Annotated in this window: 11 protein-coding genes; 5 read left to right on the forward strand and 6 right to left on the reverse strand. The window is 55.8% G+C overall.

Features of this window, described 5'->3' with window-relative positions; all coding sequences use genetic code 11:
- Positions 1–4: 4 nt before the first annotated feature.
- Both Poly51_RS05475 and Poly51_RS05480 read right to left on the reverse strand, forming a co-directional pair.
- The gene (locus tag Poly51_RS05475) at positions 5–673 is read right to left on the reverse strand and encodes a bifunctional 4-hydroxy-2-oxoglutarate aldolase/2-dehydro-3-deoxy-phosphogluconate aldolase (protein ID WP_146454957.1); all 669 of its coding nucleotides are present in this window, start codon (positions 671–673) and stop codon (positions 5–7) included.
- Positions 674–701: 28 nt separating this feature from the next.
- Positions 702–2,414, reverse strand: a complete 1,713-nt coding sequence (locus Poly51_RS05480; protein ID WP_146454959.1) for a hypothetical protein — start codon at positions 2,412–2,414, stop codon at positions 702–704.
- Positions 2,415–2,508: 94 nt separating this feature from the next.
- Here Poly51_RS05480 and Poly51_RS05485 point away from each other — a divergent pair, with 94 nt between their 5' ends.
- Positions 2,509–4,035: a sulfatase family protein gene (locus Poly51_RS05485; protein ID WP_146454961.1), complete on the forward strand. Its 1,527-nt coding sequence runs from the start codon at positions 2,509–2,511 to the stop codon at positions 4,033–4,035.
- 46 nt (positions 4,036–4,081) lie between these two features.
- Here the strand turns inward: Poly51_RS05485 and Poly51_RS05490 are convergent, their stop codons facing one another.
- Positions 4,082–5,419 (reverse strand): leucine-rich repeat domain-containing protein, encoded by a 1,338-nt coding sequence (locus Poly51_RS05490; RefSeq protein WP_246114274.1) that lies wholly within the window; start codon positions 5,417–5,419, stop codon positions 4,082–4,084.
- 253 nt (positions 5,420–5,672) lie between these two features.
- Between Poly51_RS05490 and Poly51_RS05495 the strand changes: the two genes are divergently transcribed.
- From Poly51_RS05495 to Poly51_RS05505, 3 genes are all read left to right on the forward strand, one after another.
- Positions 5,673–7,112, forward strand: a complete 1,440-nt coding sequence (locus Poly51_RS05495; protein WP_146454962.1) for a Gfo/Idh/MocA family protein — start codon at positions 5,673–5,675, stop codon at positions 7,110–7,112.
- 169 nt (positions 7,113–7,281) lie between these two features.
- Entirely contained in the window at positions 7,282–9,444 is a 2,163-nt protein-coding gene (locus tag Poly51_RS05500) for an ATP-binding protein (RefSeq protein WP_222435789.1), read from the forward strand.
- Positions 9,444–10,091, forward strand: a complete 648-nt coding sequence (locus tag Poly51_RS05505) for a response regulator transcription factor (protein WP_146454966.1) — start codon at positions 9,444–9,446, stop codon at positions 10,089–10,091. Before Poly51_RS05500 ends, Poly51_RS05505 begins: the two co-directional genes overlap by 1 nt.
- Positions 10,092–10,387: 296 nt before the next feature.
- Here the strand turns inward: Poly51_RS05505 and Poly51_RS05510 are convergent, their stop codons facing one another.
- The 3 genes from Poly51_RS05510 to Poly51_RS05520 all read right to left on the reverse strand — a co-directional run bounded on the left by Poly51_RS05510 (position 10,388) and on the right by Poly51_RS05520 (position 14,856).
- Complete coding sequence (locus Poly51_RS05510) at positions 10,388–12,301, reverse strand: sodium/solute symporter (RefSeq protein ID WP_146454968.1); 1,914 nt, start codon at positions 12,299–12,301, stop codon at positions 10,388–10,390.
- Entirely contained in the window at positions 12,298–12,588 is a 291-nt protein-coding gene (locus Poly51_RS05515) for a DUF485 domain-containing protein (RefSeq protein ID WP_146455269.1), read from the reverse strand. Before Poly51_RS05515 ends, Poly51_RS05510 begins: the two co-directional genes overlap by 4 nt.
- Before the next feature lie 123 nt (positions 12,589–12,711).
- On the reverse strand, positions 12,712–14,856 hold the full coding sequence (locus tag Poly51_RS05520) for a vWA domain-containing protein (RefSeq protein ID WP_246114290.1): 2,145 nt from the start codon (positions 14,854–14,856) through the stop codon (positions 12,712–12,714).
- A 296-nt stretch (positions 14,857–15,152) separates the two neighbouring features.
- Between Poly51_RS05520 and Poly51_RS05525 the strand changes: the two genes are divergently transcribed.
- Entirely contained in the window at positions 15,153–15,809 is a 657-nt protein-coding gene (locus tag Poly51_RS05525) for a metallophosphoesterase family protein (RefSeq protein ID WP_146454970.1), read from the forward strand.
- Positions 15,810–15,914: the final 105 nt, after the last annotated feature.

The raw sequence follows: 15,914 nt of genomic DNA on the forward strand, positions 1-15,914 counted from the left end.
CTCGTCACTTCACTTTCATTTCCTTGACGATCGCGGCAGCTTCGATCGCGTTGTCAATCACCGCCGACCAATTCTGATGACGAATGAAATTCTGGGGCGCGATCCAAGCGCCGCCGACGGCGATGATGTCGTTGTGATACAGATACGCGGTCATGTTTTCGGGATTGATGCCACCGGACACGAAATATCGGATCCCCAAATGCTCGTACGGCATCGCCATGGTTCGCAAGTACTTGATTCCCCCGATCGGTTCGATCGGGAACACTTTCAATTGCCGGCACCCCAATTCGATCGCCGATTCCATTTCGGACGGTGTGATCACGCCCGGTGCAAACGGAAAACCATTTTGCCGAGCCTCGCGAACGACTGCTGGCGACAACCCGGGTGCGACTCCGAACGCAGCGCCCGCTGCTATCGCTTCGTGGACTTGATCCGCCATCAATATGGTCCCCGCACCGACTAACATGCCGGGAACCTCATCGCGGATGCGTTTCATCGCCTCGGCCGCCGCGCGGGTGCGAAAGGTGACTTCCATCACATCGATGTGACACGCAAGCAATGCCTTGGCCAGCGGCACGGCATCGTCCGAATTGTCGATCATGACGACGGCCATTGCACCGCACCCACCGATGCGTGCGAGAAGTTCGGGCGAAAAATCAGCGTCGCTGGTCATCGTTCTTTTCCATGGAAGCGTCAGGTGGTCAGGGTGCAGAACGCAACTGCAACGGATTGAAATCGGCCGACGTTGATTGACGCAGCCGGTCCGTCCCCGCGTTCGTGATCTCGGTCCGTTGAACGTCGACACTGCTTAGCTTACCCATCCCAAGGATCGCGGGGATCGATTGATCGGTAATCTTGGTGCCCGTCATCCAAAGCACTTCGATACCTGCGGCCGACTTGACCGCGTCGATCACACGATCATCGACCTTTGTCCAACTGAGATCCAATTCACGCAGTTTGTTCGCACCGGCCAACCAGGTCGCCAAACCAGCATCAATGCGGGTCGCTTCCAGCGTCAATTGCTCGATCCTTTGGGACGACGGAACCAGGCCGGTCACCGCGTCGTTTCCGATCGGCAATCGAGCCAAATCCAACCAGGTCAAGTTCGCCTGAACCCCCATCGAAGCCAGCCCAACGGACGTCACCTCGCATCCGGCCAAGCACAGCGATTCGAGTGAGCGCGTCGGCCGATTCGCAATCAGGACCGCGTCGTCGACGGCCAGAAACGGACGCGTCGATGCATCATCCGGCATCGAAACCGGATCATCACCGAAATCCACGTCGATCTGGTACAGCTTCGCCAATTCGCGATAGACCCACATACGATCCTTGGCATCGTTGCCATCGATCAAACGATGCATTTGCGTAATCGCATGAGCATACCACCGCGCGATGTCATCGCGTTTCTGGGCCGCCAATCGCCCGTCACGCTGCAGTTCGTCGATTGACATCTCATCACCGCCGACGAGCGTTCGATAGCGACCGAATTGCAACCGCGGCGAATCCCAACCGCCGACCGTCGCGAAGGTGTCACCGACAAACAGTGACTCAAAGTATCCGGCGATCCCTTCGACCAACCAGAAACCCGATCGTTCGCCCGGCATCGACCGAGCGAGTCGGCTGCGCGTCGCTTCGCGAAAAAGTTGATGCACCAATTCATGACGCCGCGTCGCCGCATCGTCAACGTCGGAAGCGTACAAGCACATCGCTTTCCGAGCGTCGCTATAAAACCCCGTCGACCGTTCGATTCCGGGAACGTCTCGGCTGAGCGCGAGCGCGTATTCCACGGCGTCACGAAACAACACCACCTTCAATTTGCTTCGGACCGTGATCCGTCCGCGATTGTCGGCCAAGTGATTCGACACCGGTGACGTCGCGTCCCAACCGTCGAACACGCCGGACACTTGATCACGGGCTTCCCAAAGTGGAAAGAACATCTGGGTCCACACCCAATAACAACGCTCTAAGTCCGTGGCCACCGCCGACGACGCCGCCTCGTCCGCTTGGCTGTAGATCACGAAATGCGGCGTATCGATTTCGGCGTAGGTTCCTGGCTTCCATCGCAACCAAGTCGGCGCAGTGCGACTGCGTTTCGCCGACCAGTTTGGCGCATCGCCAATCGGCAAGCCCAAAAATCGACGAAGCACACCGTCGGTCGGATCGCGGCGATGTGCTTTCCACACCTGCAAATAAGCACTCCAACCGCCGCTACGATTTCCAACATTGGCTTGGTCCATCGCATCGTCGGGGAACCGCGAAGTGGGCGACAACTCGTCACATTGGACATTCGCATCCAGGGGAATGAACATCGTCGTACGATCGATCCACGAGTCCACTGGATCGCCGGCTCGTGAATTCAATGCAGCTGCGAACAACCAAACCATCACGGCCAAGGCGGCTACCTTTTTCGCCATCACGACGTCTCCTTGCGTTAAACTAACGACCTCGCGTCACATGCCAAATCGTATGCCGCCCCCTCCGCATCGCAACCCCCACCAAGTTGTCACCATGCCGCTGCCGATAAGAACTTTCATCTGCCTGTTCGTTGCCCTGACTTACTTCCCCACATCCTGGGCAGCGGAACGAAACGTCTTGTTCATCATCACCGATGACGAAAGTCCCACGCTTGGATGTTACGGCGATACCGCCGCAAAGACACCCGCAATCGACGCGATTGCCGCCGATGGCTTGATCTTTCGCAACGCGTTTGCAACGACGGCATCCTGCAGCGCCAGCCGCAGCGTTGTCATGAGCGGGCTACACAACCATCGCAACGGTCAATTCGGACACCAGCATCACTACCACAAGTTCTCATCGTTCCACGACGTCGTTCGTCTGGCGCTACCGCAGGTACTCGACCGCGCCGGCTATCGCACTGGGCACATTGGGAAGTATCACGTTGCGCCGGAATCTGTTTACCACTACGAAACCTACCTACAAGGCAACGAACGCAATACCGTCGCGATGGCCGACGCCAGCCGTGAATTCATCACCGACACATCCGACGACCGTCCGTTCATGCTTTATTTCGCGACATCCGACCCACACCGTGGCGGCGGTGTCGACAAAACATCGGCGTCGAAGCACAAGCCGGATCTGTTCGGGAACAAACCCAACGACGGGTCTTATCCGGGCATCAACGAAGTGATCTACGACCCGGCCGATGTCGTGGTGCCGCCGTTTCTGCCCGACACACCCGAGACACGAGAAGAGTTGGCACAGTACTATCAATCGGTCGCGCGAATCGACCAGGGCGTTGCCCGCTTGGTCCAGATCTTGAAGGAAGCCGACCTGTACGACAAAACGCTGATCCTTTTCACCAGCGACCACGGCATGGCGTTCGCCGGTGGAAAAACGACGGTGTACGAAGGCGGACTGCGAGTCCCAATGGTCGTCCGCGATCCCTATCAAAGCAAACGCGGTGTCGAAAGCGAGGCGATGATCAGCCACATCGACATCACGCCAACGCTGCTGGACTTCGCCGGCGGATTGGACGCCAAAACCAACGGACCGATCAAACCCGTCAACGCAAAACAGTACTGGAAAGAACGCGACGAAGCGGTCATGGACAATCGCGACGGCGGTAAAAAATTCGACGCCTATCACGGTAAGTCTTGGCTGCACTGTTTGGCGACCCCATCGGAATCGCATCATGACACGATCTTTGCCTCGCATACGTTCCACGAGATTCAGATGTACTATCCGATGCGTGTGATCCGCGACGACAAGTACAAACTGATTTGGAACATCGCCCACCCGCTTCCTTATCCGTTCGCGTCAGATCTTTGGAAGGCAAGCAGCTGGCAAGCTCAATGGGAAAAGGGAAAAGACGCACCCTACGGAAACACCACCGTCGGACGATACGTGCAACGGCCCGCATTTGAGCTATTCGATATCGCGGCTGACCCGAACGAAACGACGAACTTGGCAACCAGCCAAGGTCATCAAGACGTTCTCGAAACTTACAAAGCAAAGCTAAAAGCGATGCAAAAAGAAATGGACGATCCGTGGGTCATGAAATGGGACTACGAATGACCGACGTGCGGTCAGCGCGGACTTTCGCGGATCAAGAGTTAACGGATCAATAGTCGATGACGTTCAGGTCGTCTCGCAATTCGATCAACTTGTCCAACACCCCATAGCCGATGGACGTGTTGGCGACTCGAAGCGTCTTCAATTTGGTGAGCTTGCCGAGTTCGCCGAACGTCTTGTCGGTCAAACGAGTTCCGCTGACGTTCAGTTGTTCCAAGTTGGTCAACATCAAGATCGTTGGCAGCGATGCGTCGGTGATCTTGGTCGAACGTACATCCAGGTTGTTTAGTTTGGTGAGTTTTCCAAATTCGGCGAAGGCGTCGTCGTCAAGGTTCTTGGTTTCCCACAAACTCAACAACTTCAAGTTCGTCATCTTGCCGATCAACTTGAATCCCTCGGAAGTGACCAGACGACACTCGCTGATGTCAAGGAAATCAACGTTTGGCAGCGAAGCGATGATGGCCATTCCCGCATCGTCCAGCGACGAGTCTCGCAATTCCAATTGCTGCATTTTCGTCAGCCCTTGGATGTGCTTGAGCCCTTCGCCCGTGACGTCCGTGCCTCGGATTCGCAGGCGTCGCATGTTTTTAAAATTCGCGACTGCCGCCATGCCTTCGTCGTTGATCTTGGTGTAATCCATTTGCAAAAGCGCCAGCGCCGGGTTCTTGCCCAACGCTTGCAACGTGTCGTTGGTCAGCGTGGTGCAATAATTCAAATTCAACGACGTCAGCGGCAGCGACGCCAACCGCATCGCCCCCTCGTCATTGATCTTCGCCTTTTCTAACTGGATGTCTTTCAACGTCTTGATCTTGGCAAGTGATACTGTGCCCGGATCTGCAATGTTCGTATTTCGCAAATCGATTGCCCGCAACTTTGGCAAACCGGAAATATTTTTGAGTCCTTCGTCGGTAACGGCGGTGCGACGCAGGAAGAGCACCTCCAACGACTGAATTTCTTTGATCGCCGCCAGCGCACCGTCCCCGGCGGCCGAGTCGGACAGGTCCAAACGCTTCAGCCCATTCAGCTTCGCCAACACACCGAGCGCATCGTCGGTCAGCCCCGGCCCCGACAACGTCAATTCCGAAAGGGCGGGCAAACCCTCCAAATCGGCCAATGCCGAGACAATCTCTGGCGAAACAACGCCTGACACCTTCACCACGTTTCCGTTCGAATTTTCGCCCAACGTAAAACCAGCTTCCGTCAGCGTCTTGACCGCGTCGACGTCATCTTTCGCGGGCGGGGCAGCCGGCTTCGGCTCCGCTTTCGAAACGGCTGTCTTGTCGCTCGGTTTCGATGCCGTGTCCGTGGAATTTCGACAACCCAATGAAAACGCCAAAATCACAACAGCGTTGAAGACGACGGCGAATTTGGCGAGGCGAAACATCATGAAACGGTACTTCCGAGGCGGGTGAGAAACGGGCGTGGGCGGGTGGGCACCCGGGTAGGAGTCGGCGCAAATCGTTGCCCCGCAATCTCGCCCTTGGTATGGTAAGAGCGGCGTCGTATTCTACCAAGTTGCGTAGAAACCGGAACGCACAGAAACCGGAACGCATTGAAACCGGAACGCTCGGGCGTTGATTGAATTTGCGTCCGCCTCAACCGAACAGAACAGAACTCTCCACCGCTTTGAAAGAACATTCATGAGTAAAAAGTCCACGCGTCGTTCGTTCCTGGGCCAATCGGCGGCTTTGTCCGCAGGTGTCGGCTACTTCGCCAGCACAACGCCGCGATTGTTCGCCGAAGACACCCCAATGCAAAAACTGGCAGCAGGTTGCATTGGCGTAGGCGGCAAGGGCGGAAGCGACACCAGCCACATCGCCGACAATGGCGTTCAAATTGCTGGCTTGTGCGACGTCGACGGAGACATCCTGACCAAGAAGGGACGTGAATTTTCCGATGCGAAACAGTTTGATGATTTTCGCGAAATGTTGGACCAACTCGGCGACAAGATTGACATCGTCACCGTCAGCACGCCCGACCATACGCACGCCGTCGCCGCGGTCAAAGCGATGCGAATGAAGAAGCACGTGTATTGCCAAAAGCCGTTGACGTGGTCGATCGCCGAAGCGCGTTTGATGCGAGAAACCGCCGAAGAAACCGGCGTCGTCACTCAAATGGGCAACCAAGGCACCAGCCAAGATGGACTGCGCGAAGGCGTCGAAGTGATCCGAAGCGGCGCGATCGGCGATGTATCGGAAGTCCACATCTGGTCGAACCGTCCCGTATGGCCACAAGGTCAAGGCCGGCCCGAAGGCGAAGACCCGATCCCCGCCAACCTGAACTGGGACTCTTGGATCGGTCCGGCACCAATGCGACCTTACAAGGCCGGCGCCTATCACTCGTTCAACTGGCGCGGCTGGGTCGATTTTGGTACCGGTGCTCTCGGTGACATGGCGTGCCACACGACCAATTTGTCCGTGATGGCGCTTAAGTTGTGGGATCCGATCGCCATGACCGCGCTGATCAATCCCGGCATCGTCGAAGGCGAGACGTTCCCCGGAAGTTCATCGCTGAAGTTTGAATTCCCTGAACGTGAAGGCTTTCCCGCCTGTGACTTCTTCTGGTACGACGGTGGCAATCTGCCGCCCGATCACATCATCAGCCAGTTGCCAAAATCATTCCAAAGGAAGATCGAATCGCTGCGAAAAGACCCGACGCAGCGCAAGACAAGCGGCGCCGTCGTCGTCGGTAGCAAAGGCATGTTGTTCTCGCCGGACGATTACGGCGGGCAATACGTGCTGTTGCCCAGCGATCAATACGCCGACTTCAAGCCACCGGCACAAACGCTGCCCCGCATCCCATTCGACAGCGGCGTCGACGAACGTCAAAAGTGGGAATTCGTCAGCACCATCAAGGGCGAATACGAACCCGGCACGATGTCCAACTTCGGCTACGCCGGTCGCTTGACCGAAACGATCCTGGCCGGCAACTTGGCGATGCGAGCCGGTGAAGGTCAACGCATCGAATGGGACGCCAAGACGATGACCAGCCCGAACGTGCCCGCGGTCAACGACTTCGTCAGCCGCGAGTATCGCGAAGGCTGGGAACTCGAAGGCCTGATGCAACCGGCACACGCGTAAGCCGTTGCCATCGCTTCCATCTGCTAACCCAACGTGTCCAAGGCACGTTGGGTTTTTTATTGGCCATGCCAATGGGTTCGCCTACAGACTCGCTCCCCATCGAACCTGACCGACTCTGTCTCGCGAAGCGACATACCGTCGCTTGATGACGATAGAATTGTCGCGATCGATGCTTCTTATCGTCGATTGGTCGCGGGTGAAATCATGGGGCAATCGCATGTTTGAGTTCTTTCAAAAGTTGTTTGACACGTCGGACTATCCACCGCGATGGTTCTGTGGAAATTGGTCGCCCGGCGCTGGTTGGTTGCATGTATTGTCCGACGTCGCCACGTTTGCGGCCTACGTCGCCATCCCGATGGCGTTGCTTTGGATGGTGCGTCGGCGGGGTGCAGACTTCCGATTCCCGAAGGTAGCATGGCTGTTTGCAGCTTTCATTTTCGCCTGCGGTAGCGTGCACCTTGTCGAAGCAATCATCTTCTGGCACCCCATCTATCGCTTGTCCGGACTGCTGAAGTTGATCACAGCGGTCGTTTCCTGGGCATCGGTCATCGCAGTGATCCGCGTCGCTCCATTGGCCCTCAACGTCCCGGGTGTGTTGGCAATCAACGAAGAACTGCGTCTTGAGGTGGAACGACGCGCGCGTACGGAAGAACGGCTGACTGCGATCCTGACCAGCATGAGTGACGGAGTGATCGTTTCCGACGCCGAGGGGAACATCGAACTGGTCAACCCCGCCGCGGTATCGATCTTCAAATTCGACCCAAGCGACCGAAGTTACTCCGAACGGCTTAGCAAGTATTCACTGTTGTGCGACGAGGGAAAAACGGAACTTAGAGCAGAGCAACTTCCGCTGCGACGCGCAGCAGGCGGCGAAGAAATCGATGACCTAGAGATCAACGTCCTTTGTGAGTCGAAGAGTGTCGACAAAACGATCCTGCTTCAAGGTCGCCCCATCCAACAGGGAAGCGGCAAGCGGAACGGTGGGGTCGTGATTTTTCGCGACATCACCCAACTGAACGAAACGCTCAAGGACCGCGATCTACAAATGCAGCGACTCGAACGCATGACCGCCTCGGCTGCTCAAGTCACACACGCACTTCAAAGCGCCAACAAGGGTGACGAAACATTCCTGCGTGTCATTGCCGACGTGTTCGATTGTTCGACGGTGATGCTATCGATGTGCGAACCTGAAAACACGTCAAGTTGGCAAGATAACGCGACGGTGGAGATCTACCGACTCGAGACTCAGTATCGAGGGATCACCAAAGAATCCCACGAGCTGCCCAAGAATCGTTTTTCGGAAATTCCATGTGACCGGCTGACGACCGAAGCGATCGGCTTGGACGTGTTTTCGTTGATCGGTAACGACGTCCACCACGTCGGGATCGGCGGTCTAGTGACCGACGAACGGGTCCGAGGCGTATTGATCGTGGGAGATCGACCAGAACCGTTCAACAACGAAGAATTGGACTTGCTCAAACGTCTGTCGCGACTGATATCTGCCGCCGTTTTCACTCGTCACCAAATCGAGTTTGAAACGAACGCTCGCATCGCGGCAGAAAAAGAATTGACGGCCAGCCGGAAACAATTGGAGCGATTAAGCCGGATCAACAGCGTCGGCGAAATGACGGCAGGCATCGCGCACGAACTGAACCAACCGCTAACCGCGCTGATCAACTTCACCGACGCGGCCCATCAAGCCCTTGATTCCAGCCTCAACAACAAATCGATCGACGAAAACATCGTTGCCGAGGCGAGAACATTCGCTCGCCGCGCGAACGAGCAAGCCCTGCGAGCCGCAGGCGTTTTGAAGAGCATTCGATCGATGGTGCAATTGGATTCGATTTCGTTTTCCAACGTACGTATCGGGCCCCTGATCGACGAAACGTGCCGGCTGATGTGCGACGAAATTGGCGATCATCAAGCCGACATCGATGTCTCGCATGTCAACCGAAGCATCGAATTTCAAGCGGATCGAATTCAAGTGGAACAACTGCTGACCAACCTGATTCGCAATGCCCTGCAAGCGATGGCCGGAACATCGCAAAAGTGCATCAAGCTGTCGGCAACGTCGGATGCGACGAACGTGACCATTTCCGTCCAGGATACCGGAGGCGGAATCGCCAAGAACGAGTCCGAAAAAATCTTCGACGCATTTTTCACGAACCGCAGCACGGGCCTGGGCCTTGGCTTGAAGATCTGTCGATCGATCGTCGAATTGCACGGCGGACACATCCAAGCGTCAAACGCACCATCCGGCGGCGCGGTATTCACGGTTACACTACCGACGAAACAATCCGTTACCGTCGTTTCTCAAGATCGAGCGTTCTGATGACCGTATCGAATTCCTCGGTCGCCCATACGGACTCCACACCCACCATTTTCGTCGTTGACGATGACCAGGCCGTCCTCGATTCGGTCTTTGCCGCACTTCGGCCACTCGGTTTGCCCGTTCGTACATTTTCTTCGGCGGAATCATTCCTGGAATCCCTTGCGGATCCTCGACCGGGTTGTGTGCTGTTGGATGTTCGAATGCCCGGAATGAGTGGCATCGAACTGCAACGAATCCTGGCAATGGACCACGCGTACCTGACCGTGATCATGGTGACCGGGCACGCGACCGTATCGATGTCTGTATCGACTTTGAAGAACGGTGCGACTGATTTTTTGGAAAAGCCATATCTACCGGACCTGCTTCGGGCCGTCGTTCAGGACGCTGTGACCACGTCGATCCAAAATTTGGACAAGAAAAACCAACGGGACACCTATCAAGCATTGGCCGCAGATCTTTCGCCTCGCGAGAACGAAGTCTACGAACTGCTGCTGCAGGGTTTTGAAAACAAACGAGTCGCACATTCGCTGGGAATTAGCCCCAGCACGGTCGAAAAACATCGCCTCGCTGTCGTCCGTAAAATGGGCGTGGACAACGTGACTCAACTGCTAAAACAAAAGATCGATGCAACTCAATCGCTGTTGTAAAATCAGCACATCCGGCACACGCGTCAGCCTCAATGCGACATGGACATTTTCGCCATTGGCGAACACGGCGGAATGGGCGATATCATTCGTGGCCAAGCAAGTGTCCCCCGCGGACTCTTGAGGACGATCGATCGAGTGCCCCACGGTTGCGTCCTGCTAAACCCCTCTTTCGTAAACCAATCGTGCCCGGGAAACCGATACGAGTGTTTCAAGATTTGCCCCATCTTGATCGTTTCCGAAAGAGGTTTTTTCGTTTTCACTCGGCCGCATATAAACCGACGAAGAACAGCGAATCCCTATTCACGTTCGCTTTCACGTGTCATCAAGGACACAACGATCAGTGTTGCGAACGCCAACGGGATCGTCACGATACCGGGTTGGCTGAACGGTGCGATCGCATCGGCCGGGTCCAGCCCGTATACCTTCGCGTAGGTGTCCGACGACAACAGGATCCACCCGAGCGACGAGATGGCGCCCACGACGACGCTGGCGATGATGCCTTCTTTGGTGGTGCGTTTCCAAAACAACAACATCACGAGTGCTGGCAAGTTCGCACTCGCGGCAATGCTGAATGCCCATCCGACCAGATAGCTGACGTTCATCTCTTTGAACAAAATGCCCAAAACCATCGCAATCGCGCCGACGGCGACGGCTGCGATTTTGGCAATACGGACTTGTTGATGGCCCTCCAGTTCGATGCCCATCACGCCTCCGATCAAGTCGTGGGCGACGGCACCACTGCTAGCCAAAATCAAACCGCTGACCGTTCCCAATACGGTCGTAAAAGCGATCGCCGAAATGACAGCGAACAACCATGGGCTGATGCTGCGTGCTAACAACGGCGCGGCCATGTTGCTGTCCGTCAAATCGAGCGCACCGCTTGTCATCGCACCCAAACCCAAATACAGGGTCAACACGTAAAAGAAACCGATCGTTGCGATGCCCACGATCGTACTCTTTCGCGCCGCCGCACCGTCCTTGACCGTGTAGTAACGAATCAGAATATGGGGCAACGATGCCGTGCCGCAAAACAGCGCTAACATCAACGAAACAAAGTTCATCTTGTCTTTGAAATCGTCACCACGGATCCCCGCAAACGTCGGGTGCTTTCCAGGTCGAAGAATCTCGGTTCCCGAAGTCGGCTTTTGAAAATAGACCTTCGTCGTCGAACCGTCACCGTGCGTGATCGTCTCGTTCCCCCACAGCACCACTTCGCTGTCGCGAAGCGTCGTGAAAAATTCGAGCGGGCCGAGCGGTCCCGTTTTCGTTTTCCCGTCCGGCAACTTGGACAGTCGGCCGACCGAACGAAGTTGCTTTTCACGCGGTCCCGTCCCCAACATCGCACCATCAACGACCATTTGCCCGTCCTTGGTCGTAACCGATTGGGCTTGTCGCAACATCACTTGGTCCGAACCTTCGATCGCTTCGATGCGAAAAACGTCAAAGCCGGCGTCATCGATGCTGGACAATCTTAGAAACGGATGATCCTGCCAACCATCGTCGGTCGGGACCACTCCGCGACCTTCGATCGATTCGGCCGTTAACGTCTCTTTCGATATCGGACCAATGCTCTCGAACGATTCGTCATCGGTGGTGAAACCCTGGTTCAACAACATGACAACCAAGACGGCACTGAAGATCACCAACAACGATCCCTTCAAGAACTGGACCCATGTCGTCGAAACCATGCCGGCGGTCACCACAATCAGGATCACGACGATACCGACCATCACAACGCCGACCCAGTGTGGGTAGCCCAACAACGGTTGGATCAAAACGCCCGCACCGACCATTTGCGGAATCAGATAGAAGACGCTGACCACTAGCGTGCTGATGCCGGCGGCGGCCTTGATGCCACGCGAATTGAACTTCGCATCCAGCGCGTCGGCGAACGTGAACCGTCCCAATCGCTTCATAGGTTCGGCGATCACGAACAGGGCCACGATCCAACCGGCCAAGAAACCAATCGAGTACAGAAACCCGTCGTAGCCGTACGTGGAAATCATTCCGCAGATGCCCAGGAACGACGCCGCCGATAGATAGTCGCCCGCAAACGCGACTCCGTTGACGGCCCAGGGAATTTGCCCGTGCGCCGCAAAGTAGCCTTCGGACGACTTCGTTTTTCGCCCCAGGAAGAAACTCAATCCCACCGTTACGAAAACGAACGCCAGGAACACCACCACTGCCATGACCGAAGGTTCGTAAATCACTTGGCGGCTCCTTCGTTTGCGGAATCGCCATTTTCGGTGCTGCTTCCCTCGCTGCGGCACATCGCACCGTAAATCAGTGCCATCACCAACGCCGCAATGATCAAGCTGAATCCATAAACGATTGCCAGATTCAATCCGGCCAACACGATGGTATCCATCACATCGGGCGCGAACGCGTTGATCAGCACAAAGCCGACGTACAACGCGGTATAGATCGCAAAAAGATAAAGGCCGAGACGGATGTTGTAGCGTCGATTTCGCATCGACGCCGAATCAGAGTTTTCCATACCGACAGTGATACTCAAGTCAGGGCAACGTGGAACAAAAGCAATCCACCGTTATACCCGCTGTCGACGCGATCGTGGTCCGTCGACATCCCGCGCCGGACAAAAAGTGCGCGGCGACCAACTTTACAACTTGGGAACCGGGCGTTTGGGTGCCTTCTTGATCATCTTCGCTTTGTCGTCTTTAGGCACGTTATTGTTATTATTGTTGTTGCCGGGCCCCCTCTCCTTCTTCGGTGCCAAGTCAGTGAACTCTTCTTTCCAAGTCCAACCGATCGGAACTTCCAGTTCTTCTTTAGCTAACAAAGCCCACGGGGTCCCCGGGTGATCCTTCACAACGTCCGTTAAAAGCTGTCTTGCGGAATCGGATTCGTTCTTCCATTTGCTGCCCACCGATATTTCTTCGCTGGGCTGCAGAATCCACGTGTTGTTCTTAGCTTCTTTGAACGCCATTCCTAACTTGGCTCGCGCCAGCATCGCGTTGTACGTTTCGGTGCGCACCTTTTGGGCTAGCACCCGCCCCATCGCCAAATCAAAACCGGCGCGCCATCGGGGGCTGTCCTCTTTTTCTCGGTACTTCATTCCCGGCTCTAACGTTTGCGCCATCCGCGCCAACGGATTTTCAAGCACGGCGGCGGCTTGTTGGGCATCGCTAAGATCACCGGCCAATTGAGCTTCGTTGATGCGAACGAACTTGGTTCGCGGGCGACTTAGACCCGTCGCGGGCTTCAACTGGGCGGCTTGAACCAGGGATTGGCGTAGCGGGCTGGCCTTCACCTTTGAAACGTAATCCGATTGTGAAAGGTAGTCGGGACGGTAACGCGACATCGCCAACGGATCAAAGAAGTACTTCAAGTCCGACGCGAACGCATCGACTTCGCCGCGACGGACTTCGCGGTTTACGTTTCGGTTCGGGTGAACGGTAAAATAGATACCGCCGGTCTCGTAGCAAAGCCGCGTCAACGCGTAGGGACCGAATCCGCTGTCAATGACGGGCTCTTGTTCAAAGTTGCCGGTAAAGCCGACTTGAACTCGTTCGGGCAAGTACGTTTCGGGGCCCTGGTCGACTTCTGCCCATTGAGGTGACTGGTCGTACTTGGGATCAGGGTCGACATACTTTACCAATGTGTGTTGGCGGCCGAACGGCGCGGGAACACCAATCACATAAACCGGAATGCCCCATTTGCGACACGCATCGATCGACGGTTCAAGCAAGTTGTCATCGTCGCCCTTCTCGTCGGTGACGACGATGAAGAGGACGTTCCGCTGAGGCCCGGCGGCACCGACGCTGCGACGCAGCGAACGGTATTCATTGGCCGCCGATGTGATCGCCGAGAACACCTTTTCTTCACCGGACGAATCGATCGAAATGTTGTCGATGATGTCCTTGATCTTGTCCAAATCGTCCGTCGGCTCTTCGGTGTACAGTTTCACTTCCTTACCGAATCCGATGACCGACGTCAAAAGCGGGATGTCTTTGTCGTTGCGTCGGAACGCCTTGGATTCGCTCTTTTCGGCGATTCCCAATTCGGTATAGATGCGATCGAAGCGGTCACGGATCTCGCGGCGTTGGCGATGCAGAGAACCGCTTTGATCGAACAGCCAAACGATCAACGTCGGGCGTTCTTCCATCGATTGCAACAACTCGAACGTGATTCGATCGACTGCACCGACGGCGCCCTCGGCACCTTGTCCGACTTTACCTTTTTGGTTTTCTAACTTGTCCAACGGCGCGACGGCTTGGGTGAACATTTCGTTGAGCAAAAATTCACCGCGATCCGACTGCTCCAATTCGACGGGACTGGGGATCTCTGAAATCTCTGCAAAGATCTCGGCGGATGCTTCGGCCATATCGGCTTCCGCCAAACTGTTCGCACCGACGCGGAGCTGGGGCATGTCGCTGTAGGTGACTTCGTCGATCATGTCGACTTTCTCAAGCGTCACGGCCGGCGGCTTCGACACGATCACAACAGCTTCTTCGTCTTCGGTCATCCGCAGCGGCATCATCGCCAGCGACAGGATGATGATCAGGTGGACCAACATGCTGCCGATCATGGCGACAGTTTCGCTGTTTTCTAAAAACGCCTCGTCTTCCAAATCATCCTCGGACCAAGGATCCAAGTCCTCGCCCATCGCCGAAACGTTGGACGGCAACGAACCCACGGATGAATGATCCGTCGGATGCGACGTTGCTGGACTCGACGGCGCTGAACCGCGAGAGTCCGTGACGCCGTGTTGCGGGTTCGAGTCCTCGGGCGGGTTGGTGGTCATCGACAAGGCAGACTCTCCAAAAATGCACCCGATTAACGGGGGGTGCGACGGGGCCGAGGCAATTCAAGCGGTCTAGACAGTTTCACCCAAGCTGCACAAACTTTCAACGTAAAGGGTGATAGTTTCCCTATGCGTACTCTATTAAACGCAGACCTGACCGCTTTGTACCCGATTCGACGGTCAAGGGCGAATGTCAAAACCGTGTACAATCAAACACCACGCCGTTTCTGTGAAGAGACGACGCGGTCGTTCGTTTGATCACGTTTTCAGCTTCTTTTCTTCTTGGAGAACACAAATTGCCCGGGCGTTTGCTCGCGATTGGTGACATTCACGGATGTCGCGTCGCACTTGAAAAATTGCTGGAACTGATCGCGCCGACGCCTGAAGACATCGTCGTCACGCTCGGCGATTACGTGGATCGTGGGCCGGATTCACGAGGCGTCATCGACGTCCTCGTCCAATTGGGCAAACAAACGCGCCTCGTTAGTCTGCTTGGCAATCACGAAGAAATGATGCTTTCGGTGATTCGACACGGCGAACCGCACCATAGCTGGCTTCGCCACGGCGGTGTCGAAACGCTGGACAGCTACGGATTTGACGGCAATTTGGACTTCTTGTCCGACGATCATGAAGCGTTTTTCGATTCGCTCGGTGATTACTTCGAACACGGCAACTTCTTTTTCACCCACGCGGCCTACGATCCCGACGAACCGCTCGACCAACAAACGCCCGATATGCTGCGGTGGTATTCGTTGACCGAAGGGCTGCCGGCACCCCATCTAAACGGGAAAACCGCAATCGTCGGGCACACGGCCAACCGTGACGGCGAAGTCCTGGACGTGGGCCATCTCCTTTGTATCGACACGTATTGCTATGGCGGCGGGTGGCTGACCGCCGTCGATGTCGAAACGCGTCAATACTGGCAAGTGTCCGAAGATGGGCGGGTTCGATAGGGCGAATCCCGACCTGAATTCGGCGGCAAACAACGCTTAACCGACAAAGCTTGCCAAAAACCCTCAACCGGCACATCCGCCACGGTCGAAGTAGTCACTACAGCC

Origin of the sequence: Rubripirellula tenax, from assembly GCF_007860125.1 — a bacterium.
GTDB classification, from domain to species: domain Bacteria; phylum Planctomycetota; class Planctomycetia; order Pirellulales; family Pirellulaceae; genus Rubripirellula; species Rubripirellula tenax.

What these genes read in the sequence shown, in the direction of transcription:
- Poly51_RS05500 (WP_222435789.1), top strand. Translation starts at nt 7,282, where the DNA reads ATGCTTCTTATCGTCGATTGGTCGCGGGTGAAATCATGGGGCAATCGC.
- Poly51_RS05490 (WP_246114274.1), bottom strand. Translation starts at nt 5,419, where the DNA reads ATGATGTTTCGCCTCGCCAAATTCGCCGTCGTCTTCAACGCTGTTGTG.
- Poly51_RS05495 (WP_146454962.1), top strand. Translation starts at nt 5,673, where the DNA reads ATGAGTAAAAAGTCCACGCGTCGTTCGTTCCTGGGCCAATCGGCGGCT.
- Poly51_RS05505 (WP_146454966.1), top strand. Translation starts at nt 9,444, where the DNA reads ATGACCGTATCGAATTCCTCGGTCGCCCATACGGACTCCACACCCACC.
- Poly51_RS05520 (WP_246114290.1), bottom strand. Translation starts at nt 14,856, where the DNA reads ATGACCACCAACCCGCCCGAGGACTCGAACCCGCAACACGGCGTCACG.
- Poly51_RS05485 (WP_146454961.1), top strand. Translation starts at nt 2,509, where the DNA reads ATGCCGCTGCCGATAAGAACTTTCATCTGCCTGTTCGTTGCCCTGACT.
- Poly51_RS05475 (WP_146454957.1), bottom strand. Translation starts at nt 673, where the DNA reads ATGACCAGCGACGCTGATTTTTCGCCCGAACTTCTCGCACGCATCGGT.
- Poly51_RS05480 (WP_146454959.1), bottom strand. Translation starts at nt 2,414, where the DNA reads ATGGCGAAAAAGGTAGCCGCCTTGGCCGTGATGGTTTGGTTGTTCGCA.
- Poly51_RS05515 (WP_146455269.1), bottom strand. Translation starts at nt 12,588, where the DNA reads ATGGAAAACTCTGATTCGGCGTCGATGCGAAATCGACGCTACAACATC.